Genomic DNA, 21,808 nt, shown 5'->3' on the forward strand with positions numbered 1-21,808 from the left:
ATTTGTGATATAATCATAGCAGTATGACACAATCTAACTATAAATATGCTGTCATCGACTTGGAGGCTACAAGTGCGAACAGCAATGCAAAAATTATTCAAATCGGCATTGTCATCATTGAAAACGGGGTGATTTGCCAAACGTATGAAACAGATGTGAATCCGCATGAGGACTTGGATGAGCATATTAAACAGCTGACAGGATTGGATGATCAGCGCTTACGCCAAGCTCCGGACTTCTCACAGGTTGCCCGTGAAGTTTATGAGCTGATTGAGGATGCGATTTTTGTCGCTCATAATGTCAAGTTTGATGCCAATCTATTGGCAGAAGCTCTCTTTTGGGAAGGCTTTGACTTGCTGACTCCGAGAGTGGATACGGTGGAATTGGCTCAGGTTTTCTATCCGACTTTTGATAAATATGCCTTGGGGAACCTGTGCGAACTTCTGGAGATTCCTCTGGAAAATGCTCATACCGCTTTAGCAGATGCTCAGGCGACAGCTCAGTTATTTCTAAAAATCCAGGAAAAGATGGCAGGACTGCCAAAGGCTTTGCTGGAGAAGGTGCTGGAATTTTCCGATAGTCTTATCTATGAGTCACGGTTAGCGATCGAAGAGATTTTTCAGTCGATGCCAGACTATTCTGGTCAGGCTTTGCAGGAGACGCATGGTATCTTTTTGAAAAAGCCGAAAATCTTGCCGCCTGAGAAGAAACTTTCGCAGGACTTTCTGACAAATCTTTATCTGCTGGGGCTGGACGAGCGCCCTGAGCAGCTGACATTTGCGCAATATGTGACTGAGGCGCATAGTCAGACTGCGGCTAGCTTTTTGGAGGCCCAGACAGGGCTTGGAAAGACTTTTGGTTATTTATTGCCCATTTTGGCTCATGGTCAGGATAGAGCCCTGGTGACCGTTCCAACGAAGATTTTACAGGATCAACTGATACAAAAAGAAGGTCGACTCTTAGAGGAAGTCTTTCATATCTCCTTTCATAATCTCAAAAGTCCCGAAAATTATCTGAAATTAGATTATTTTTATCAAAGTCTCTCGGTCTTGGATGATAATCGACTTGTTAATCGTTGCAAAATGCAGCTTTTGGTTTGGCTGACAGAGACGGAGACGGGTGATTTAAATGAAATCGGTCAGGCTTATCGTTTCGAGTCTTACTTTAGCCAGATACGCCATGATGGGAAATTAAGTAAGTATTCGCTCTTTTATGAAGAGGATTTTTGGCGACTGGGGCAGGCCAAGGCAGCTAGCAGTCGTGTCGTGATTACCAATCATGCTTATCTTTTGACGCGCCTAGAAGATGACCAGTCTTTGCTGGACAATCGGATGTTGGTGGTGGACGAGGCTCAAAAAATGTTTTTTGCCTTGGAAAGTTTTTCGCAGGCCAGTATCAATTTGACCAAGCAATTGCAAACTATCAGTCAAGCTCTACAGACAGAAAAACGGATTTTACAAGAACGCCTCTTGCAAAGCATCCAATTTGAACTGGCAGATGCTGCCGAAAAGCAGCGGGATAAGACCAGTGAATTGGATTCACAGAAGATAGCTAAGCTGCGTCAGGATGTGTCTGAGCTGGATGAGAGCTTATTGCCAGAGCTCAGGGAATTGTTTTCAACCAAGTACCAATACTATTGGCTGACGGAAGAACAGTTGACCGATCATCGGCTAATTAAGCTTCATGCTGGGCGCTCAGAACTGATGAGATTTAAGGATTTCCTGCCTGAGACAGTTAAGGTGATCTTGGTTTCTTCTACTTTAGAGATTAGTTCCAAGGTAAATTTGCCTCAATTACTGGGCTTTGAGGATTATCATTTTTATAAACTTCCTCAGCAAAAGAAGCCCCTACAGAAACTTTTTTTAGATCTAGATTTTCCAGATGTGGTGGAGTTACCAACGCAGGAATACGCTGATAGGATTGTTGCAAGCTTGGAGAGTTTAGTTTCACTGAATCTGCCGATGGTGGTTCTCTTTACCTCCAAGGATTTATTGCTGGCCACTTCAGACCAGCTGACCTTGCCACATTTGGCCCAGTATAAGAACGGCGAGCCAGCCAATATCAAGCGACGTTTTGACAAGGGAGAGGCACCCATCTTGCTAGGAGCAGGCAGTTTCTGGGAAGGAGCGGATTTTGCTCAGCAAGAGCAAATCATTCAGCTCATCACGCGGATTCCTTTTGATAATCCCAAAGATTTCTTTGTGCAAAAAATTAATCATCATCTGAAGGCAGAAGGCAAAAATCCTTTTTACGATTATCAGTTGCCGTCAGCTATTTTACGATTGAAGCAGGCCATGGGGCGAACCCGTCGCAATGAACATCAGAAGTCGGCGGTTATTCTTCTGGACAATCGTATTTCAACCAAGCGCTACGGTCGGCAGATCCAGCAAAATCTGAACCAGCTGGCATCTCTAGAAATGCTGTCGCAGCGGGATATTGTAAAGGAATTAAAAGAATTTTTCGACTAAAACTGCTTGAAAACAGTCAATTTTATCTGGCTGTTTTTCTAAATGATTGCAAATTTTCTCGGCTACTGATGCCAAAAATCTGCTATAATGAAAAGAATAGGAAGAAGGTTATGACGTGAAAAAGAATCTACCAGGAATTGTTCTATCGTTTGCGATAGCGGCTGTTTCCATTTGTTTAGGAAATTGGTTTCCACTGATTGGATCCAGTGTGTTTGCCATCATTTTAGGAATTTTGCTCAGTAATTTATGGAAACTTCCAGTTGCCTTTCAGCCGGGCTTGACCTATTCAGGAAAGAAACTGCTTCAATATTCTATTATCTTTTTAGGTTTTTCCATGTCTATCGGCAAGGTCTCTGCAACGGGCTTGTCCTCTCTGAAGATTAGTATTTTAACTATTTTGATTGCTTTCTTGGCGGCCTATGCAGCTGGGAAGTTCTTCAAGATGAGACGTGTTTTAACCATTTTGATTGGCTTTGGAACGGCAATCTGTGGTGGTTCAGCTATTGCAGCAGCTTCGCCTATTTTAGAAGCAGAAGAAGAGGAGATTGCTCTTTCCATTTCAACCATCTTCTTTTTCAATATTTTAGCTGTTTTCATCTTTCCTTTTCTGGGGCATCTCATGCAAATGTCCGATGCCTATTTTGGGACTTGGGCAGGGACGGCCATCAATGATACTTCGTCAGTCGTCGCGGCAGGTTATACTTACAGTCAAGCGGCGGGCGATTTGGCAACCATTGTCAAACTAAGCCGAGCGCTGATGATTGTACCCGTCTGCCTCATCTTTGCAGGTTATCGATATGTCCGAGATAAGCGGTCAGCTCAAAAAGTGGACTTGAAGAAAATTTTTCCCTGGTTCATTCTGTGGTTTGTTATGGCTTCTGTTGTGAGCAGCTTGGGAATTTTTCCATCAAATCTAGTTCCTTACACAAAGCTGTTATCCCAATGGCTGATGGCTATGGCCTTGGCCGGGATTGGAGCCAAGGTTTCATTCAAACAGTTCAAGGAAGCTGGAGCTGGACCATTATTAACCGGAGCTTTTGCTTGGTTCTGCGTCGCAGTCTCTAGCTTGATTATCCAATATTTTTTGTAAGAAAGGAAAATTATGCCTTCACAGCAAAGAACATTTGAGTCTCGGATTGATTACAGCTTGCTTTTACCAGTCTTGCTCTTACTATCGATCGGAGTTACGGCTATTTATATAGCGGTTAGTCATGATTATCCAAATAATGTCTTGCAGATTGTTGGTCAGCAAGTAGTTTGGATTTTATTAGGCTTTCTGATTAGCTTTATCGTTATGTTTTTTAACACTAAGTTTCTTTGGAAGATGACACCTTTTCTGTATATTCTAGGCTTAGGACTTATGGTTCTTCCGCTTGTATTTTATAGTGAGAGCTTAGTGGCTTCTACAGGGGCGAAAAACTGGGTATCTATCCGTGGGGTTACCCTCTTTCAGCCATCTGAATTTATGAAAATTTCATATATTTTGATGCTGTCGCGAGTTGTAGTGAAGTTTCTGCAGCAAAATAAAAAATATGAGCGAACCATTGCTTTAGATCTCTTTTTGATTGTAAAATTAGCATTATATACCTTGCCGGTTTTGTTACTTTTGGCCTTGCAGAGTGATTTGGGAACAGCCCTAGTATTTGCTGCAATTTACTGCGGTATTGTTCTCTTATCTGGTGTTTCGTGGAAAATTATTCTACCGATTTTCTTAACAGTATCCCTTCTTTTTACTGTCTTTATGTTGATCTTTATTTCAAATGGTGGCCGTGCTTTTCTACATGGTTTGGGGATGCCGACTTATCAGATTAATCGGATCTCAGCCTGGCTCCATCCGTTTGAATATGCTCAGACAGTGACTTATCAGCAGGCACAGGGACAGATTGCTATTGGAAGTGGTGGTTTGCTAGGTCAAGGATTTAATGTCTCAAATCTTCTAGTACCTGTCCGTGAAAGTGATATGATTTTCACCGTGATTGCGGAGGATTTTGGTTTTCTTGGCTCGAGTTTGGTGATTGTTATTTATCTGTTCTTGATTCATCGTATGCTTCAGATTACTATTAAGTCCAACAATCAGTTCTACACCTATATCTCGACCGGTCTCATTATGATGCTGCTCTTTCATATTTTTGAAAATATTGGTGCTGTGACAGGGATTTTGCCTTTGACAGGGATTCCACTCCCCTTCATTTCCCAAGGGGGGTCCTCCATCGTCAGCAATCTCATCGGAATCGGTCTCCTACTGTCTGTCTCTTATCAAAATAGCCTAGAAGAGGAGAAGCATGCGGTGACTCCGCCTGTTCGTAAAAAAATTGTACTTAGAAAAATAAAATAAGAAGTGGATACCTTGTATCCTAGAAAGGTGTTGTACATGAAAAAAGTAGCTCTCATGTTAGCCAATGGCTTTGAAGAAATTGAAGCCCTCACCGTTGTCGATGTCTTGCGTCGCGCAGGCTTTTTCTGTGATATGATTGGTTTTGAGGAGGCTGTGACAGGTTCTCATCAGATTACTGTCACAGCCGATCAAGTCTGGAATGGTAATCTATCTGCCTATGATATGGTTGTTCTTCCAGGCGGTATGCCAGGATCAACAAATCTGCGTGATGATGACCGCCTAATGGAAGTTCTACAGGAATTTCAAGCAGAAGATAAATTTGTCGCAGCTATCTGTGCGGCTCCGATTGCCCTTGACCGCGCAGGGCTCCTGAATGACAAGAACTTCACTTGCTATGATGGAGTGGAAGCCAACATTGAGAACGGTAGCTATCAGAAGCAGACCGTTGTCGTGGATGGAAAGCTAATCACCAGCCGTGGCCCATCCACAGCCCTGCCTTTTGCCTATGAGTTGGTTCACCAGTTAGGCGGAGATGCGGACCAATTAGCAAGTTCTATGCTTTTTAAAGACGTTTTTGAGAAGTAAAAAATTCACTCGATTTTCGAGTGAATTTTTTCTGTCTAAGTTGGATGAAAAATCTATGAAAATATGCTATTTCATCATAAATAAAAGCCCTTTTTTTCAAAAAATATGATATAATAAAGGGTATGAATTATCAAGATTACATCTGGGATTTGGGTGGGACTCTCTTGGATAATTATGAGACTTCAACCGCAGCTTTTGTCCATACCTTGCAGGACTTTGGTCTGACTGCGAGTCATGATGAAGTTTATAAGGCTCTCAAGGTCTCAACAGATTATGCAGTCTGCCAGTTTGCCCCTAGAAACAAGGAGTTTTTAAAGGCTTATAAGGCAAATGAGGCCAAGGAATTAGAACATCCGATCTTGTTTGAGGGAGCTTCAGAATTATTAGCACAAATTATCCAGCAGGGTGGTAGAAATTTTTTGATTTCTCACCGAGATGATCAGGTGTTAGAGATTTTGCAGAAGACGCAGATCAGTGGTTATTTTACAGAAGTAATGACGGCTGCTAATGGTTTTAAACGTAAGCCAGATCCTGAGTCTATGCTGTATTTAAAAGACAAGTACCAGATTGAGTCTGGTCTGGTTATAGGAGATCGGCCGATTGATATCGAAGCTGGTCAGGCGGCAGGATTTAGCTGCTATCTCTTTGATAATATGAACAATCTTGAAGAATTTGTAGATATTGAACTAGAAAAGGAATAACATGACAGAAGAAAAGCAACAAGACATACAAGCGCAAGAATATGACGCCAGTCAGATTCAGGTCTTGGAGGGCTTAGAAGCCGTTCGGATGCGCCCTGGTATGTATATCGGTTCGACCTCCAAGGAAGGTCTGCACCACTTGGTATGGGAAATTGTTGACAACTCGATTGATGAGGCCTTGGCTGGCTTTGCCACTCACATTCAAGTTTTTATTGAAAAAGATAATTCGATTACAGTTGTTGATGATGGTCGAGGCATTCCGGTTGATATTCAGGAGAAAACAGGTCGCCCGGCTGTGGAAACCGTCTTTACTGTCCTTCATGCAGGAGGAAAATTTGGCGGTGGCGGATACAAGGTCTCAGGAGGTCTGCATGGTGTAGGTTCTTCCGTTGTAAACGCCCTGTCCACTCAGCTGGATGTCCGCGTTTATAAAAACGGCCAGATTCATTACCAAGAATACCGTCGTGGTCATGTAGTCGCGGATCTAGAAGTCATCGGTGAGACGGATCGTACAGGTACGACCGTTCACTTTACGCCAGATCCAGAGATTTTCACTGAAACAGTAGAATTTGACTTTGAGAAGCTTAATAAACGGGTGCAGGAATTAGCTTTCCTTAATCGTGGTCTCAGAATTTCCATCACTGATAAGCGAGATGGAATGGAGCAGGCCAAGGATTACCACTATGAGGGTGGGATTGCCAGCTATGTCCAATACATCAATGAAAACAAGGATGTTATCTTTGATACACCGATTTACACTGATGGCGAAATGGACGATATTACGGTTGAAGTGGCCATGCAGTATACGACCGGCTACCATGAAACAGTCATGAGCTTTGCCAATAATATCCATACCCACGAGGGTGGAACGCATGAGCAAGGTTTCCGAACAGCCCTAACTCGGGTTATCAATGACTATGCCAAGAAAAATAAGCTTCTCAAAGAAAATGAGGACAATCTGACTGGGGAAGATGTGCGTGAGGGACTGACAGCAGTTATCTCTGTTAAGCATCCCAACCCACAGTTTGAAGGTCAGACCAAGACCAAGCTGGGCAATAGCGAAGTGGTTAAGATTACCAATCGCCTCTTCAGTGAAGCCTTCTCTGATTTCCTTTTGGAAAATCCTGCGGTGGCTCGAAAAATCGTTGAAAAGGGAATTTTGGCTTCTAAGGCTAGAATTGCTGCTAAGCGAGCTCGGGAAGTAACCCGCAAGAAGTCTGGTTTAGAAATCTCTAATCTGCCAGGAAAATTGGCTGATTGCTCGTCCAATAACCCACAGGAAACAGAACTCTTTATCGTGGAGGGAGACTCAGCGGGTGGTTCAGCTAAGTCTGGGCGTAACCGTGAATTTCAGGCTATTTTGCCAATTCGCGGTAAAATTCTCAACGTTGAAAAAGCCAGCATGGATAAGATTCTGGCTAATGAAGAAATCCGCAGTCTCTTTACTGCGATGGGAACTGGTTTTGGAGCTGACTTTGATGTTAGCAAGGCTCGCTATCATAAATTAGTCATCATGACTGATGCGGATGTGGATGGAGCTCACATTCGGACTTTGCTCCTAACTTTGATTTACCGCTACATGAAGCCGGTTCTGGAAGCAGGCTATGTCTACATCGCCCAACCACCTATCTACGGTGTCAAGGTCGGCAGCGAGGTAAAAGAATACATCCAGCCAGGTGCTAATCAAGAAGAAGAACTGCAAGCTGCTCTCGAACGCTATAGCGAAGGTCGCTCTAAGCCGACGATTCAGCGCTACAAAGGTTTGGGAGAAATGGATGACCATCAGTTGTGGGAAACGACCATGAACCCAGAACACCGTCTGATGGCGCGAGTTTCTGTCGATGACGCAGCAGAAGCTGATAAGATTTTTGATATGCTGATGGGAGATCGTGTAGAGCCTCGTCGTGACTTTATCGAAAAAAATGCAGTATATAGCACACTTGATGTCTAAAAAGTTAGAAAAAACAACCATTACAAATGAATTTGTGATATAATCAATATGTTTGCTTTTTAGTAAAAGAATGAAGGAGTTTTATATGTCTAATGGACTGATTATTCTCATTATTGTAGTAGCAGCACTATTAATTTTAGGCTATTTTACTGCTATCTATATGAGAAAACGAAATGAAGCGAAGCTTCGAAGTTTGGAGGAGAAAAAAGAGGAGCTTTACAATCTTCCCGTGAATGATGAAGTGGAAGAAGTTAAAAATTTACATTTGATTGGGCAAAGTCAAGTGACTTTCCGTGAATGGAATCAAAAATGGGTAGATCTCTCTTTAAATTCATTTGCTGATATTGAGAACAATCTCTTTGAGGCAGAGGGCTACAATAATTCTTTCCGTTTCCTCAAAGCCAAGCACGCGATCGAAAATATTGAAAGCCAAATTGATTTAATCAGTGAAGATATTCATGCGATTCGTCAGGCTTTAGAAGATCTGAAGAAACAAGAATCTAAAAATAGCGGACGAGTTTTACACGCCCTAGATCTATTTGAAAATTTGCAGCATACTGTGGCTAGCAATCCTGACGCCTATGGACGAGCTCTTGCAGAAATTCAGAAGCAAATGGAAAATATTGAGTCTGATTTCTCTCAATTTGTTACTCTCAATTCTTCAGGGGATCCTGTGGAAGCGGCAGAAATCTTAGACAAAACAGAAGATCGTATCTTGGCACTAACACAGATCGTCGAAAAAGTTCCAGCAATTGTAGAAGACTTGACTGAGAAATTACCAGATCAATTAGAAGATTTGGAGTCTGGCTACCGTAAATTATTGGAAACCAATTATCATTTTATTGAGACTGACTTAGAGGCGCGTTTCCAACAACTTCGTGCTAGTTTGAAACGAAATGAAGAAAATCTTGCAGCTTTGGAGTTGGATAATGCCTTGTATGAGAATGAACAAATTCAAGAGGAAATCGATGCTCTGTATGCTATCTTTACTCGAGAAATTGAGGCTCATAAAGTCGTTGAGAAGTTGGTGAACTACCTTCCTGACTATTTAGAACACACTAAAGAGAATAACCAACAGCTTCAAAGTGAAATGGAACGTTTATCACATTCCTTCTTGCTACCAGAACCTGAAATAAATCATATCAAGGATTTGAAATCTGAATTATCTGCTCAAGAAGCAGTGGTACACTCTTCACTTGAAGATACAGCTGAAATGAAGAAACCTTTCTCATTGGTTAGAGAAGAGTTGGAAGCTATTCAAGACCGATTGAAAGAAATCGAAGATGAACAGATTGAACTTGGTGAGCAGCTAGAAAAGATCGAAAAAGACGATGTCAATGCCTGTCAAAAGGTTACGATTTACGCCAATAAATTGCATACGATTAAGCGATTTATGGAAAAACGTAATTTACCGGGTATTCCAGAGTCCTTCTTAACAATTTTCTTTGGAGCAAGCGACTATATTGAGGAGCTGGCTAGAGAGTTGGAGGCAACTCGTGTGAATATTGAATCTGTTAACCGCTGGTTAGAGATTCTGGCAAATACAATGAATGAATTGGAAGAAGAGACATATCGAATTGTTCGGAATTCTACCTTAACAGAGCAGTTGCTACAATACTCTAACCGTTATCGTTCCTTCGATGATAATGTTCAGGCAGCCTTCAATGAATCCCTTCATGCCTTTGAAGTTGAATTTGATTATGCAAAATCTTTGGAAATTATTTCAAAGGCCTTGGATATTGTTGAGCCTGGAGTTTCAGCTCGTTTCATCAACTCATATGAAAAAACACGCGAAAATATTCGCTTCTAAGAAAGTTCCTTCGGGAACTTTTTTCTTTGCGATCTTGCTTGTTTTGCTATTAAAAATCCTGTATAATACAACAAATCACAGAAAATATGAGGTGAGTAGATGAGTCAGGTCACAGGTTTATTGGTTATGGATGTAGATAGCACTCTTATTATGGAAGAGGGCATTGATTTACTGGGCGAGGAAGCAGGAGTTGGGCAGCAAGTAGCTGATATTACCGAGCGAGCCATGCGCGGGGAATTGGATTTCGAGGCCGCCTTACGGGAGAGGGTTTCGCTTTTAGCGGGGCTTCCAGAAACTATCTTTTTTCAGATAGCTGACAAGATTCATTTCACGCCTGGTGCTAAAAAATTAGTAGATGAGCTGCATGCCCGCGGCTACAAGGTTGGCTTGGTGTCAGGTGGTTTTCATGAAACGGTGGATAGACTGGCTGAAGAGCTAGGAATTGACTATGTAAAGGCCAATCGCTTAGAAATCAAGAATGGCTTGCTTACAGGTCATGTGTCGGGAGAGATTGTTAGCAAAGATACTAAAGTTCGGATGCTGAAAGAATGGGCTCAAGAAAACAATTTGGAGTTAAATCAAACCATTGCTATGGGGGATGGCGCCAATGATTTGCCTATGATTCAAACGGCAGGCATTGGAATTGCTTTTAATGCCAAGCCAATTGTAAGAGAGCAAGCGCCCTATCAAATCAATGTTTATGACCTCTATCAAGTAATGGATATTTTAGATGGGAAGGAAAAATAGGAGGTACGATGCATATCTTATTAGCACCAGATTCTTTTAAGGAAAGTTTGTCTGCCGTTCAGGTAGCAGAAGCCTTGAAAGAAGGTTTCTCCCAAGCCTTGCCAGAGGCGACTTTTGACTTACTGCCTATCGGAGATGGTGGCGAAGGGACTGTGGCTGCCTTGATTTCTGCTATGAAGCTAAAAAAGTTTCGTCACTGGGTAACTGGACCTTTTGGCCAGCCAGTCGAAATGAAATATGCTAGACAAGACCAGCTAGCCCTTTTTGAAATGGCAGATTTAGTGGGACTGGCTTTAATTCCTAAGGAAAAACGCAATCCTTTAGGCTTAGAAACCAGAGGGCTGGGGGAGCTGATTCTTCATTTGGCCGAAAATGGAGTCAGGAAGATGCTGGTCGGTGTTGGAGGCTCGGCAACGAATGATGGTGGAATCGGTATGGCAGCCGGTTTAGGTTATGAATTTTTTGATGAAAACAATCATCGACTGCGGCCTGTCGGCTCTTCTTTAGGGAGAGTTGCCCGAATTTCTGCGGAACGTGTTCCAACTTTCCTGAATAATATTGGCATCGAAATTTTGACAGATGTGTCCAATCCTTTATGTGGACAGCAGGGAGCGACTCAGATCTTTGGACGACAGAAAGGCTTGTCTGAATGGCTTCTTTCATCTGTCGATCAGGAAATGAGGAAGTTCTATGAACTGGCTAATCCGCAGATTTTCACCCAAGCTGGTGCTGGTGCAGGAGGAGGCATGGCAGCAGGGCTGGTCACATTTGCCAAGGGGAAAGTCGTGCCAGGAATTGATACCTGTCTGGATTTGTTAGATTTTGACCACAGGGTTAAAGAAGCGGACTTGGTTGTAGTTGGTGAGGGGCGCATGGATAAGCAGTCTTTGGCAGGAAAGGCCCCAGTTGGAATCGCAAGGCGGACGCCAAAAGAGATTCCTGTTCTTGCGATTTGTGGCAGTTTGGCTGATGATTTGCCTCCATTTCCTTCGGAGAATATCCATGCAGCTTTTCCCATTATCTCGCAAGTGGCAGATTTGGACGTAACCTTAGCTCAAGCGAGGGAAAATCTGGTTCGTACAGCTTGCAATATTGGCAACCTATTAGCCATCAAAAAAAGCGGAATTTAATCCGCTTTTTTCAGTAAATATTCGATTTCTTTGACGATTAAGCCGTTTGCAAATTCAAATAGATCGCAGGAAAGGTCTCCGTGGTCATTGACCAAAACTGTTAGAATCCGACTTTGCTCGGAATTGCTGTGATAGTATTGGCAACAAAACTGTGCGGAACTATTCTGATAGGCCTCCTGTATCCTGTGGAGGTAGGCTTCTTTACCTTGAATGATTTCTGGGGATTCTCCATGCAGCTCCCAGACGACATGCTCGTCTAAAAAAGTTTGATAAATGTCCCAGTCACGCTGGTTTTCCGCCTCGAAAAAGGTAAATAATTTCTCTAAATTTGTCATTTATGAAATATTTTTTTCCAAAGGGAAGTTTTCTTGCGGGGAGATGGTCTACTCTCTGCTGGGTAGAGGATGTCGGCAAATTGCTTTCTCAAGTCCTTTTCTTCAACGGTCACAGGATGATCACTATGGATCACCAAACCAAAAGGAGAGGATTGGCAAAAAGCGGAGATAATGGTGGCCTCACAGCCTAAGTCTTTGGCGGTTTTTAGGTAGAAAACCTGCTGGCTGGATATGACTTCAGGCGATATTTTGACTGTGACGGGATGGTAGCTTTCAGTGATGTTCTCAACTATTTCTTTAAAATGCTGTTTTAGAAGCGAAGAATTAGCATCCGAAATAGAGCAGTAAGCAATCACCCGCTCTTCAAAAGTTTCCAGAAATTTGCGCTGTTCATCAGGATTGAGCTTAGCATTTCCCTGAGATTTTTCCATGATAATGTTATTTAGATCTGTCATATTTCTAGTATATCATAAATAAAGGATTTCTGATTTTCAAACTGTTAAGAAAAAGATAGGATGTAACCGATTGCATCTTAAAATTTGTGATTTTTCAAGCAAAGCTGCTGTTTTTCCTTGAAAAAAAAGCACTTTTGAGGTATCATAGACTAGTAAATAATTTTAAACAATAAGGAGAGTCAAAATGTCAATTATTACTGATGTTTACGCTCGCGAAGTCCTCGACTCACGCGGTAACCCAACACTTGAAGTAGAAGTTTATACTGAATCAGGTGCTTTCGGACGTGGTATGGTTCCTTCAGGAGCTTCTACTGGTGAACACGAAGCAGTTGAACTTCGTGATGGTGACAAATCTCGTTACGGCGGTCTTGGTACACAAAAAGCAGTTGACAACGTGAACAACGTTATCGCTGAAGCTATTATCGGTTACGATGTTCGTGACCAACAAGCTATCGACCGTGCAATGATCGCTTTGGACGGTACTCCAAACAAAGGTAAATTGGGTGCAAACGCAATTCTTGGTGTGTCTATCGCTGTAGCTCGTGCTGCTGCTGACTACCTTGAAATCCCACTTTACAGCTACCTTGGTGGATTCAACACTAAAGTTCTTCCAACTCCAATGATGAACATCATCAACGGTGGTTCTCACTCAGACGCTCCAATCGCTTTCCAAGAATTCATGATCGTACCTGCTGGTGCACCATCATTCAAAGAAGCTCTTCGTTGGGGTGCTGAAATCTTCCACGCTCTTAAGAAAATCCTTAAATCTCGTGGTTTGGAAACTGCTGTTGGTGACGAAGGTGGATTTGCTCCTCGTTTCGAAGGAACTGAAGATGGCGTAGAAACTATCATTGCTGCTATCGAAGCTGCTGGTTATGTTCCAGGTAAAGACGTATTTATCGGATTTGACTGTGCATCATCAGAATTCTACGATAAAGAACGTAAAGTTTACGACTACACTAAATTCGAAGGTGAAGGAGCTGCTGTACGTACTGCTGCAGAACAAATCGATTACCTTGAAGAGTTGGTAAACAAATACCCAATCATCACTATCGAAGATGGTATGGACGAAAACGACTGGGATGGTTGGAAAGCTCTTACTGAACGTCTTGGTGGTAAAGTTCAATTGGTTGGTGACGACTTCTTCGTAACAAACACTTCTTACCTTGAAAAAGGTATCGCAGAAGGCGCTGCTAACTCAATCCTTATCAAAGTTAACCAAATCGGTACTCTTACTGAAACATTCGACGCTATCGAAATGGCGAAAGAAGCTGGTTACACTGCCGTTGTATCACACCGTTCAGGTGAAACTGAAGATTCAACAATCGCTGATATCGCAGTTGCAACTAACGCAGGACAAATCAAGACTGGTTCACTTTCACGTACAGACCGTATTGCTAAATACAACCAATTGCTTCGTATCGAAGATCAACTTGGTGAAGTTGCTGAATACCGTGGTTTGAAATCATTCTACAACTTGAAAAAATAATTCATTCTAATGGAATGAAGCAAATCCCTTGAGGCTAACTCAGGGGATTTTTAATAAATAAGGGGAGACTTCTGGGGTGTTTTATTTTATACTGTATATTCTAAGCAAGGGATGGCTAGCTCTAATTATTTTCTTTCTAGGCCTCTTTTTAGCTTATAGGCGGAAATCATGGTCTCTGGCATTTTTGGTGACTCTTTTATTCCTCTTAATCTCCAGTATATTCTTGTATCCTCAGTTTAGTCTATGGATTGCTTTTCCCTTTTTGTTTCTCGCTTTCTATTTATTGGTAAAAAGATATAGGTGGCTTCTTTATCCTGCTCTTGCTTTAGGCTTGTTGCTATTGGCGGTTTCGCCTATAATTGGCTATCTTTTTAGAGTTTATGTTCCAGTGACTCAGTATGCCTATCTTGAGGAAAAAGGGCAGACAGTAGTGGTTCGGGAAGATTATTATGGAGCATTTTTTAGTGAAAGTGATATAGAAATCACGACCTATGTAAATGGTCAACTTGCTTATGCAAATAAGATGGTTTATGAAAAGGTTGACTTACATGATTTTAATAAGGACAAAGATGTCGATAAGGACGTTTTTCTTGCTCAACCCTTGACAAGAGAACGACTTGAAGAGTTACATGATTTTATGAATCGGAAATGGACTAGATAAGGCCTAATCAAATAAAAAAGCTGTTGGAATTTTATCCAACAGTTTTTTAAATAATATTTTAGAAAATAGACTTAACTTTGTTGATGACGTCGTTGAGACCTTTTGAATTTGCGACCAAATCTTTAGCCTTATCTAAGTATTCGCCTAGCTCATCTTTGTGGTCTTCGACAAACTTCTTAGCTGCATCAAAATCTTTCTTTTCGATCAATTCTTTGACTTGGTTAAACAATTCTACTGGATTCATTTTGAATGCTCCTTAGATAATTTTCTTTTGATTATTGGAAGGTTACGCAGACAGCTTCTGGCACATAGAAATCATGAGAGATTTCTGTTAATCGACCTGTTTCAGAATCGCGTTTGAAGACAGTTGCATTGTCCGAATCTTGGTGGACAGCGATGAGGTAGTTTTGGTCAGGTGTGATATTGAAATCGCGTGGATTTTTGCCCTTTGTTGGCGTGATTTCAACGAGCTGTAGACTTCCATCAGCTAGAATTTGATAAACAGCTATTGAGTCATGGCCACGGTTAGAGCCATAGAGGAATTTCCCATCAGCAGAGATGCGGATGGCTGCAGTGCCATTAAAATCTTCAAATCCTGCTGGGAGAGTTGAGATGGTCTGTAGGTGTTCAAACTGACCAACACCATCATAAATCAATACTTCGATGGTAGAGTTTAATTCGCAGATAAGATAAGCAATTTTATAATGGTTATGAAAGACAATGTGGCGTGCTCCGGCTCCAGCAGCACATGTGTAGGTAGCCAATTTGTTTAGTTGTCCGTCTTCCGTCACATCGTAGGTAGTAACTTGATCTGTTCCGAGGTCACAAGTAATCAGATATTGATCGGGAGTCAAGTCAGCATAGTGGACATGGGCAGAGGCTTGATTGGCGTGAGGTCCTTGCCCGACATGAGTATCTGAATCAGCCAGTTTTAGACTGCCATCTTCTTGCTGCTTGTAGACCAGCACTTGCCCCTTGTGGTAGTTAGCTCCGTAGACAAGTCCTCTTTCGTTATCTACAGCAACATAGCAAAGCGGTGCGCCCTCTTCAACCACATGATTGAGAAGCTGTTTTTTTTGGTCATAGGCTGCAATCCCCCCTTGTCCGTCTTTGGCACCAACGGTGTACAGATGATCAGCTTGGTCAAAGGCTAGATAAGTGGGACTTGGTTCTTCGACTACTAATTCTAAGTTTGAGAGCTCTCCCTTTTCAGTATCAAACTCTGCCTTGTAAATTCCTTTGGAAACTCGTCGGGTGTATGTTCCAAAATAAACTGTTTGAGTCATGTTTCCACCTCATTCTTTTAAAATCAATCTATTATACCATAAAATGACTTAAGAAGCTGTTTGGATAGGAAAAGTCCTGTATCTAGAGGAGAATTCCAAATTTTATCAAAAAATAGATAAAAAACAGATGGTGGGTAGGAAGGGGATAGACCACTTTGATAGAATGGAATTGTTCAAAAAAACAAATACGATCAGGAAAGCTCAAAATTCCTGTTTTCTAAAACAAAGGAGAAATCAAATGAACGTAAAAAAATTCGCTATGCTTGTAACTCTTATCGGAATGTCTGTCTTTTTCCTAGCTGCATGCGGTTCTAAGAATGCTGACAATAAAGAAATTAGTGATGGGAAAAAAGTAGATTTTAAGAAAGATGCTGTTGATCAAAAAACGAAAACAGTAGACGGCAAGGAAGTGACAGAGTATACCATGCCGGACGGAAACGTGATTCAAATCCCAGCAGATGGAGAAGAATTACCAACAGATGAATCTGAATCAACTGATAAATAAAAGTTAGAACTTGTAGGTTGGAGGCAATATGTTTCAAATAAAAAAAATGAATCGTAAAACCATTCTATTGGGAAGCACGGTCATTCTTGCTTGTGCAGGGCTGGGAGGCTATGTACTTCTTCATCAGGTTAATCAACAACAAGCCATGAAAATGGTCGATAATAAGATTGATTCACTGACGGTCCAAGATGCTGTTAATAACAGTAAAAAAACAAGCCTAGTTTTATCTGGAGAAGTAGTTGCTAACAATAGCAGTAAGGTCAAGATTGATCCATCAAAAGGTGAAGTTAAGGAAGTATTCGTTAAAAATGGCGATACTGTTACACAAGGCCAGCCTCTCTTTTCCTACGTAACCTCTCAGGAATTGACAGCCCAGTCTGCTCAGTATGATGCTCAAGCTAAGGCCAATAGCATTACGGCTGCTCAAACTAGCGCATCCATCAAATGGGAAACCTATAACCGAAAGCTGGCTAATCTCAATACTCTTAAGAATAAATACAATTCTAGTAAGGATGAGTCTTTGTTAGATCAGATAAAATCTGCTGAAGACGAGCTGGCTCAAGCGCTAAGTGACGCAAAGACTGCTGACAATGAAGTAACGAATGCTCAGATTGAGGCTGAAAAGGCTCAGGTGACAGCTCAAACGGAATCAGACCGCATGAAATATGATACTGTGACGGCTGATACAGCGGGAACTATTACCTCGATGAACGAAGATCTTCCGACTCAGTCCAAGGCTAAAAAGGAAGAAGAAACCTTTATCGAAATCATGGACAAGTCTAAAACTCTGATCAAAGGGAGCGTTAGTGAATTTGACCGTGAGAAGCTGAGCGTGGGCCAGAGAGTAGATGTCGTGGACCGCAAGGATCCTAAGAAACGCTGGAGTGGTACCGTGACGCAAGTCGGCACCTTGACAACTGCAAATACTGGAAATAGCAATGGTGGAAATAAACAACAGGAAAATCCCAACCAAGGCAAGTATCCTTATACTGTCGAGCTGGACCAAGGCGGTGAAATGCCACTTGTAGGCTCCCATTCTTATGTCAATGTCGTGGAAAATGCTCCTGAGGCCGGTAAGGTAGTCGTCAACAAGGCCTATACTTTCAGTAAAAATGGTAAGACCTATGTCTGGAAGGTAGAGGGTAAAAAGGTAAAAATGAAGGAAGTTAAGACCAAGAAAGTCTCTGACCGTTTGGTAGAGATTACAGAAGGTCTGACTATGAAGGATACCATTTCGACGCCTAGAGAAGGCATGGAAGAAGGGATGGAGGTAGGACAGAATGTTAAAGCTTAAGGATATCCACAAATCTTATCAGCAGGGCAGTCAGGAATTTCCGATTTTAAAAGGAATTGATCTGCATGTGAAAGAGGGGGATTTTCTAGCGATTATGGGGCCGTCCGGATCTGGCAAGTCCACCCTGATGAACATCATCGGATGCCTAGATAAGGCGAACTCAGGGACCTACCATATCGAAGGGACTGACGTCTCTGACCTGTCTGACAACCAACTATCTGATTTGCGTAATCAGAAGATTGGCTTTGTTTTCCAGAATTTCAACCTCATGCCTAAGCTGACAGCCTGTCAAAATGTTGAACTGCCTCTGACTTACATGAAAGTTCCTAAAAAAGAGAGACGCGAGCGCGCTTTGGAAATGCTGCGATTGGTCGGTCTGGAAGAAAGAAGTGACTTCAAGCCTATGGAGCTGTCCGGTGGTCAAAAGCAACGGGTAGCTATTGCGCGTGCCCTAGTGACCAATCCCAGCTTTATCTTGGGAGACGAGCCGACTGGGGCGCTGGATACCAAGACCAGTGTTCAGATCATGGAGCTGTTCAAGCAGTTTAACGAACAAGGTAAAACCATTGTCATCATTACCCACGAGCCAGAAGTGGCTCAGCTTTGCAAGCAAACGGTTGTCTTGCGGGACGGTAATATAGAGACTCGGGCATTAGGATAGAAGGGGGCTATATGGAAGATATTTTTGTAGCTCTAAACTCCATCCTGTCCCACAAAATGCGCTCTATGCTGACCATGCTGGGGATTATCATCGGGATTGGCGCTATTATTGCTATCTTTTCCATCATTGAAGGAAATACAGAAAATACCAAGCGTCAGCTGATCGGTGGTAGCAATAATACCATCAAAGTCGTCTACGACAAGAAAAGCGCCATCGATCCCTCTATTCCGGAGAAATCCCAAGCGCAGAAGCCTTCCTACATTCCCTTCATGGGAGAGGATGTCTTGTCCAAAATCAAGGAAATTCCTGGAGTTAAAAATGCTTTGATGACCTATGGGGCGGACGAAAAGATTTACTATCTCAGCCAAAAGTCATCTAGCAAGGTTCAGGCAGTTTCCCAGTCGGTAGCTGACATCAAGCAGCAACGGCTGTTGGAAGGGGAGGGCTTTGACTCTGAAGCCTTCAAAAATCAAGAACAAGTAACCTATCTAGAAAAGTCTCTTTATGATACTCTTTTTCCTAAGGGAGACGGTATCGGTAAGTACGTAGAAGTCAAGGGCAATCCTTTTAAAGTTATCGGCGTCTTTGAGTCTACTGAGCAGAGTGGCCTGACCTCTGGTTCGGAAAAGGTGGCCTATATTCCTCTGCAACAATGGCATCGGATTTTTGATACCATTAATGTCAGTCCAGAAGTCACCGTTCAGACCCACAAAGCCGATGATTTGAAGAAGGTGGCCAAGAAGGTCAGTGATTATCTCAATCAGCAGATGCCTCAGTCAGACTATATGTTTGGTGTGCTAAATCTGCAAGAATTTGAGCGTCAATTGGATAACCTTAACCAGTCTAACTTTGTCTTGCTAGCGGGTATTGCCAGCATCTCCCTCTTAGTCGGAGGTATCGGTGTTATGAATATCATGCTGGTCTCAGTGACAGAGCGGACGCGTGAAATCGGGATTAAAAAGGCTCTGGGAGCTCGACGAAAGATCATTCTCAAGCAGTTCCTGATCGAAGCGGTTATCTTGACTTTGATGGGAGGAATTATTGGCGTAGTAGCAGGTATCGCCTCTGGTTTTGCTATTACCCAGTCTTTGGCCTATCCTTATATTTTATCCCTCTTTTCAGTCTTTGTAAGTTTGCTCTTTTGTTGTATAATAGGAGTAGTATTTGGGCTCTTGCCAGCCGTGAAAGCATCCAAGCTGGATCCAATTGAAGCCCTGCGATTTGAATAAATAAAGGAGAATCAAGCATATATGCACAAGATTTTAGTAGTGGAAGACGATACTACGATTAATCAAGTCATTTGTGAATTTTTAAAAGAAAGTAACTATGCAGTTACACCAGTCTTTGATGGAGGCGAGGCTTTGCTTCAATTTGAAGCAGAGTCTTTTGACTTAGTTATTTTGGACATGATGTTGCCAACCATGAGTGGGCTGGATGTCCTCAAGGAAATTCGCAAGACTTCTCAGATTCCGGTCATGATTCTGACAGCGCTAGATGATGAGTACACTCAGCTGGTCAGCTTTAACCACCTCATCAGTGACTATGTGACCAAGCCTTTCTCACCACTAATCTTAGTTAAACGGATTGAGAATATTCTGCGACGAAATACGGTTGCGTCAGAGATTACTGTTGGTGATTTGACTGTCTCTATCGATGATTGTACCGTTTACTGGCAGGAAGAAAAGATGCCTCTGACCAAGAAAGAGTATGAGATCTTGCAGGCTCTAGCCAAGAGAAAGGATCATTTAGTAACCCGCGATCAGCTCATGAATACCATTTGGGGCTACAGTGAGCTAGACAGTCGGGTGCTAGATAATCACATCAAGAACATTCGTAAGAAAATCCCAGGTATCCCTCTGAAAACCATCACAGGTATGGGCTATCAGCTTGGAGGAGAAGACACGTGAAGATTGTCAAAAAGAACTTCCTCTTGACGACTTTCATCATCTTTGTCGTTGTGACGATCGTTCTATCCACTCTCTATTTTGCCATGCCGGTTTACTACCAGCAGGTCAAGGGAGGAGAAGCCCAGCGTGAGTTTGCTCAGGTAGCCAAGCAGGTCAAGGGAAAGTCTAGCCAAGAAATCAGTGAGCTCTTGAGCAATTATAGCAAAAAAAGCAATCAGATCTGGTTCACCTTGCTGGCGAAAGACAATACGATTCTTTACCCAGCACTTGAAACGAATGGAGAAAGCTCTCTCCAGCTGACGATTGTTCCGACCATCGCCAATAGTAACTATGAAAGCAAGACTCTGTCAGAAAGTTTTCGGACATCGGACGGCAAAGAAGTAGTCCTGCGAGGCGAGTATTCTCTGCAGCCCGTTTCGGATGCCAGTCGGATCTTGCTTAATCTTTATCCTTTTGTATTATTTTTGTCGTTGAGTCTGGGAGGGCTTGCTGCCTATCTCTATAGTCGGACCTCCAGTCAGCGAATTAAGGATATTTCCTCTAGCACTCGGCAAATGACAAGTCTGCTTCCAGATGTTTCCTGTCAGGTGAAAGGGCATGATGAAATTGCCGATCTAGCTCAGGATATCAATCACTTATATGCCAACCTCCTAGCAAGTATGGAAGCTCTGCGATTAGAAAATGAAAAAGTTGCAGAAAGCGAGCGCGAAAAGGCAGAATTTCTCCGAATGACCTCCCACGAACTCAAGACACCCATTACCAGTATGATGGGAATGATTGACGGGATGATTTATGGAGTGGGCGATTTTAAAGATCGGGACAAATACCTGCAGAAGTGCCGCGAAATATTGGAAGAGCAATCAGGCTTAGTCCAGTCTATCCTAGCCATTTCAAAGCTAGAAATGACCATGGAGACAGAGCGAGAAATCTTCTCACTCAAAGAGCTGCTTGAAGCAAATATCAGTACCTACAAGGTTCTGGCTGACCTCAAGCATTATCAATTTAATGTCCAACTTACAGAAACGAAAGTCCGAGGAAATAAGACCTATTTACTGAAAGCTATTAAGAATCTGATTGACAATGCCTTCCATTATACAGTAGAAGGCGGAGAAATCTTGGTTCGTTTAGAAGATGGGCTATTAATTGTAGAAAATGAAGCTGAGCGAGTGCTGGATGACTCACAGATCCAGCAGATTTTCCAGCCATTTTATCGACCAGACTACAGTCGCAATCGCAAGGATGGTGGTACGGGGCTGGGGCTCTTCATCGTGCAGCAGATTTTAGAAAAGCACCATCTCGCTTATCGCTTTGAAGCAGTTGAGAATAGGTGGATGCGCTTCACGATTTTTTTACCTCAAATGGAACAGATATGAGGCTGGGACAAAAGTCCTAGTCTCTTAATTGTCTTTGGATTGTCGAGCAAGACGCAGTGGTTGAGTGGGCTCTATTACGCTGATTTCATCAGCTTTTACAGCCCTACTCAACTGT

21 protein-coding genes are annotated in these 21,808 nt (G+C 42.4%); 17 read left to right on the top strand and 4 right to left on the bottom strand.

Going from position 1 to position 21,808, the window contains the following annotated elements; translation table 11 throughout:
* Positions 1-23: 23 nt before the first annotated feature.
* The 9 genes from A0765_RS04440 (at position 24) to A0765_RS04480 (ending at position 11,727) form a co-directional block, all read left to right on the top strand.
* Positions 24-2,468, top strand: coding sequence for a bifunctional DnaQ family exonuclease/ATP-dependent helicase (locus tag A0765_RS04440; protein ID WP_062004892.1), 2,445 nt, complete (start codon positions 24-26; stop codon positions 2,466-2,468).
* 115 nt (positions 2,469-2,583) lie between these two features.
* Positions 2,584-3,558: a YeiH family protein gene (locus A0765_RS04445; protein WP_062004894.1), complete on the top strand. Its 975-nt coding sequence runs from the start codon at positions 2,584-2,586 to the stop codon at positions 3,556-3,558.
* Between the two features lie 12 nt (positions 3,559-3,570).
* Entirely contained in the window at positions 3,571-4,803 is a 1,233-nt protein-coding gene (locus A0765_RS04450; protein ID WP_062004896.1) for an FtsW/RodA/SpoVE family cell cycle protein, read from the top strand.
* A 36-nt stretch (positions 4,804-4,839) separates the two neighbouring features.
* Positions 4,840-5,388 carry a DJ-1 family glyoxalase III gene (locus A0765_RS04455; RefSeq protein WP_062004897.1) on the top strand — a complete coding sequence of 183 codons (549 nt, stop codon included), beginning with the start codon at positions 4,840-4,842 and terminating at the stop codon, positions 5,386-5,388.
* A gap of 122 nt (positions 5,389-5,510) precedes the next feature.
* On the top strand, positions 5,511-6,089 hold the full coding sequence (locus A0765_RS04460; protein WP_062004899.1) for an HAD-IA family hydrolase: 579 nt from the start codon (positions 5,511-5,513) through the stop codon (positions 6,087-6,089).
* Between the two features lies 1 nt (position 6,090).
* Positions 6,091-8,040: a DNA topoisomerase (ATP-hydrolyzing) subunit B gene (gyrB, locus tag A0765_RS04465; protein ID WP_061910407.1), complete on the top strand. Its 1,950-nt coding sequence runs from the start codon at positions 6,091-6,093 to the stop codon at positions 8,038-8,040.
* An 85-nt stretch (positions 8,041-8,125) separates the two neighbouring features.
* Positions 8,126-9,850 (top strand): septation ring formation regulator EzrA, encoded by a 1,725-nt coding sequence (gene ezrA, locus A0765_RS04470; protein ID WP_062004901.1) that lies wholly within the window; start codon positions 8,126-8,128, stop codon positions 9,848-9,850.
* Positions 9,851-9,949: 99 nt separating this feature from the next.
* Positions 9,950-10,597: a phosphoserine phosphatase SerB gene (serB, locus tag A0765_RS04475; RefSeq protein ID WP_062004903.1), complete on the top strand. Its 648-nt coding sequence runs from the start codon at positions 9,950-9,952 to the stop codon at positions 10,595-10,597.
* An 8-nt stretch (positions 10,598-10,605) separates the two neighbouring features.
* Complete coding sequence (locus A0765_RS04480; protein ID WP_062004904.1) at positions 10,606-11,727, top strand: glycerate kinase; 1,122 nt, start codon at positions 10,606-10,608, stop codon at positions 11,725-11,727.
* Here A0765_RS04480 and A0765_RS04485 read toward each other — a convergent pair.
* Together A0765_RS04485 and A0765_RS04490 are read right to left on the bottom strand one after the other, a co-directional pair.
* Positions 11,724-12,062 carry a nuclear transport factor 2-like protein gene (locus A0765_RS04485; RefSeq protein WP_062004906.1) on the bottom strand — a complete coding sequence of 113 codons (339 nt, stop codon included), beginning with the start codon at positions 12,060-12,062 and terminating at the stop codon, positions 11,724-11,726. The genes A0765_RS04480 and A0765_RS04485 overlap by 4 nt on opposite strands.
* On the bottom strand, positions 12,059-12,517 hold the full coding sequence (locus A0765_RS04490; protein ID WP_062004908.1) for a DUF1694 domain-containing protein: 459 nt from the start codon (positions 12,515-12,517) through the stop codon (positions 12,059-12,061). The genes A0765_RS04485 and A0765_RS04490 overlap by 4 nt, the downstream gene beginning before the upstream one ends.
* Before the next feature lie 184 nt (positions 12,518-12,701).
* On the opposite strand from A0765_RS04490, the gene eno reads away from it, so the two are divergent.
* Both eno and A0765_RS04500 read left to right on the top strand, forming a co-directional pair.
* The gene (gene eno, locus A0765_RS04495) at positions 12,702-14,006 is read left to right on the top strand and encodes a surface-displayed alpha-enolase (protein ID WP_015604660.1); all 1,305 of its coding nucleotides are present in this window, start codon (positions 12,702-12,704) and stop codon (positions 14,004-14,006) included.
* A 262-nt stretch (positions 14,007-14,268) separates the two neighbouring features.
* The gene (locus A0765_RS04500) at positions 14,269-14,667 is read left to right on the top strand and encodes a hypothetical protein (RefSeq protein WP_257000811.1); all 399 of its coding nucleotides are present in this window, start codon (positions 14,269-14,271) and stop codon (positions 14,665-14,667) included.
* A gap of 58 nt (positions 14,668-14,725) precedes the next feature.
* On the opposite strand, the gene A0765_RS04505 is transcribed toward A0765_RS04500, so the two are convergent.
* Both A0765_RS04505 and A0765_RS04510 read right to left on the bottom strand, forming a co-directional pair.
* A complete protein-coding gene (locus A0765_RS04505; RefSeq protein WP_005589722.1) occupies positions 14,726-14,911 on the bottom strand; it encodes a hypothetical protein in 186 nt (61 codons plus the stop codon).
* A 31-nt stretch (positions 14,912-14,942) separates the two neighbouring features.
* Positions 14,943-15,953, bottom strand: a complete 1,011-nt coding sequence (locus A0765_RS04510) for a lactonase family protein (RefSeq protein ID WP_062004912.1) — start codon at positions 15,951-15,953, stop codon at positions 14,943-14,945.
* Between the two features lie 238 nt (positions 15,954-16,191).
* On the opposite strand from A0765_RS04510, the gene A0765_RS04515 reads away from it, so the two are divergent.
* From A0765_RS04515 to A0765_RS04540, 6 genes are read left to right on the top strand one after another with little or no spacing between them, the layout of a single operon-like run.
* On the top strand, positions 16,192-16,458 hold the full coding sequence (locus tag A0765_RS04515) for a hypothetical protein (protein ID WP_005592220.1): 267 nt from the start codon (positions 16,192-16,194) through the stop codon (positions 16,456-16,458).
* A gap of 28 nt (positions 16,459-16,486) precedes the next feature.
* On the top strand, positions 16,487-17,752 hold the full coding sequence (locus tag A0765_RS04520) for an efflux RND transporter periplasmic adaptor subunit (protein ID WP_062004914.1): 1,266 nt from the start codon (positions 16,487-16,489) through the stop codon (positions 17,750-17,752).
* Positions 17,739-18,413 carry an ABC transporter ATP-binding protein gene (locus A0765_RS04525; RefSeq protein ID WP_062004917.1) on the top strand — a complete coding sequence of 225 codons (675 nt, stop codon included), beginning with the start codon at positions 17,739-17,741 and terminating at the stop codon, positions 18,411-18,413. Before A0765_RS04520 ends, A0765_RS04525 begins: the two co-directional genes overlap by 14 nt.
* A gap of 11 nt (positions 18,414-18,424) precedes the next feature.
* Positions 18,425-19,642 (top strand): ABC transporter permease, encoded by a 1,218-nt coding sequence (locus A0765_RS04530; protein WP_048764025.1) that lies wholly within the window; start codon positions 18,425-18,427, stop codon positions 19,640-19,642.
* A gap of 21 nt (positions 19,643-19,663) precedes the next feature.
* The gene (locus A0765_RS04535) at positions 19,664-20,320 is read left to right on the top strand and encodes a response regulator transcription factor (RefSeq protein WP_045496783.1); all 657 of its coding nucleotides are present in this window, start codon (positions 19,664-19,666) and stop codon (positions 20,318-20,320) included.
* Complete coding sequence (locus A0765_RS04540) at positions 20,317-21,693, top strand: sensor histidine kinase (RefSeq protein WP_048764028.1); 1,377 nt, start codon at positions 20,317-20,319, stop codon at positions 21,691-21,693. The genes A0765_RS04535 and A0765_RS04540 overlap by 4 nt, the downstream gene beginning before the upstream one ends.
* The last annotated feature ends 115 nt before the right edge of the window (positions 21,694-21,808 follow it).

The sequence above is a fragment of the Streptococcus cristatus genome (assembly GCF_001588905.1).
GTDB classification, from domain to species: domain Bacteria; phylum Bacillota; class Bacilli; order Lactobacillales; family Streptococcaceae; genus Streptococcus; species Streptococcus cristatus_N.

What these genes read in the sequence shown, in the direction of transcription:
- gyrB (WP_061910407.1), top strand. Translation starts at nt 6,091, where the DNA reads ATGACAGAAGAAAAGCAACAAGACATACAAGCGCAAGAATATGACGCC.
- A0765_RS04505 (WP_005589722.1), bottom strand. Translation starts at nt 14,911, where the DNA reads ATGAATCCAGTAGAATTGTTTAACCAAGTCAAAGAATTGATCGAAAAG.
- A0765_RS04485 (WP_062004906.1), bottom strand. Translation starts at nt 12,062, where the DNA reads ATGACAAATTTAGAGAAATTATTTACCTTTTTCGAGGCGGAAAACCAG.
- A0765_RS04460 (WP_062004899.1), top strand. Translation starts at nt 5,511, where the DNA reads ATGAATTATCAAGATTACATCTGGGATTTGGGTGGGACTCTCTTGGAT.
- A0765_RS04530 (WP_048764025.1), top strand. Translation starts at nt 18,425, where the DNA reads ATGGAAGATATTTTTGTAGCTCTAAACTCCATCCTGTCCCACAAAATG.
- A0765_RS04525 (WP_062004917.1), top strand. Translation starts at nt 17,739, where the DNA reads ATGTTAAAGCTTAAGGATATCCACAAATCTTATCAGCAGGGCAGTCAG.
- A0765_RS04515 (WP_005592220.1), top strand. Translation starts at nt 16,192, where the DNA reads ATGAACGTAAAAAAATTCGCTATGCTTGTAACTCTTATCGGAATGTCT.
- serB (WP_062004903.1), top strand. Translation starts at nt 9,950, where the DNA reads ATGAGTCAGGTCACAGGTTTATTGGTTATGGATGTAGATAGCACTCTT.
- ezrA (WP_062004901.1), top strand. Translation starts at nt 8,126, where the DNA reads ATGTCTAATGGACTGATTATTCTCATTATTGTAGTAGCAGCACTATTA.
- A0765_RS04480 (WP_062004904.1), top strand. Translation starts at nt 10,606, where the DNA reads ATGCATATCTTATTAGCACCAGATTCTTTTAAGGAAAGTTTGTCTGCC.
- eno (WP_015604660.1), top strand. Translation starts at nt 12,702, where the DNA reads ATGTCAATTATTACTGATGTTTACGCTCGCGAAGTCCTCGACTCACGC.
- A0765_RS04455 (WP_062004897.1), top strand. Translation starts at nt 4,840, where the DNA reads ATGAAAAAAGTAGCTCTCATGTTAGCCAATGGCTTTGAAGAAATTGAA.
- A0765_RS04535 (WP_045496783.1), top strand. Translation starts at nt 19,664, where the DNA reads ATGCACAAGATTTTAGTAGTGGAAGACGATACTACGATTAATCAAGTC.
- A0765_RS04440 (WP_062004892.1), top strand. Translation starts at nt 24, where the DNA reads ATGACACAATCTAACTATAAATATGCTGTCATCGACTTGGAGGCTACA.
- A0765_RS04490 (WP_062004908.1), bottom strand. Translation starts at nt 12,517, where the DNA reads ATGACAGATCTAAATAACATTATCATGGAAAAATCTCAGGGAAATGCT.
- A0765_RS04450 (WP_062004896.1), top strand. Translation starts at nt 3,571, where the DNA reads ATGCCTTCACAGCAAAGAACATTTGAGTCTCGGATTGATTACAGCTTG.
- A0765_RS04520 (WP_062004914.1), top strand. Translation starts at nt 16,487, where the DNA reads ATGTTTCAAATAAAAAAAATGAATCGTAAAACCATTCTATTGGGAAGC.
- A0765_RS04510 (WP_062004912.1), bottom strand. Translation starts at nt 15,953, where the DNA reads ATGACTCAAACAGTTTATTTTGGAACATACACCCGACGAGTTTCCAAA.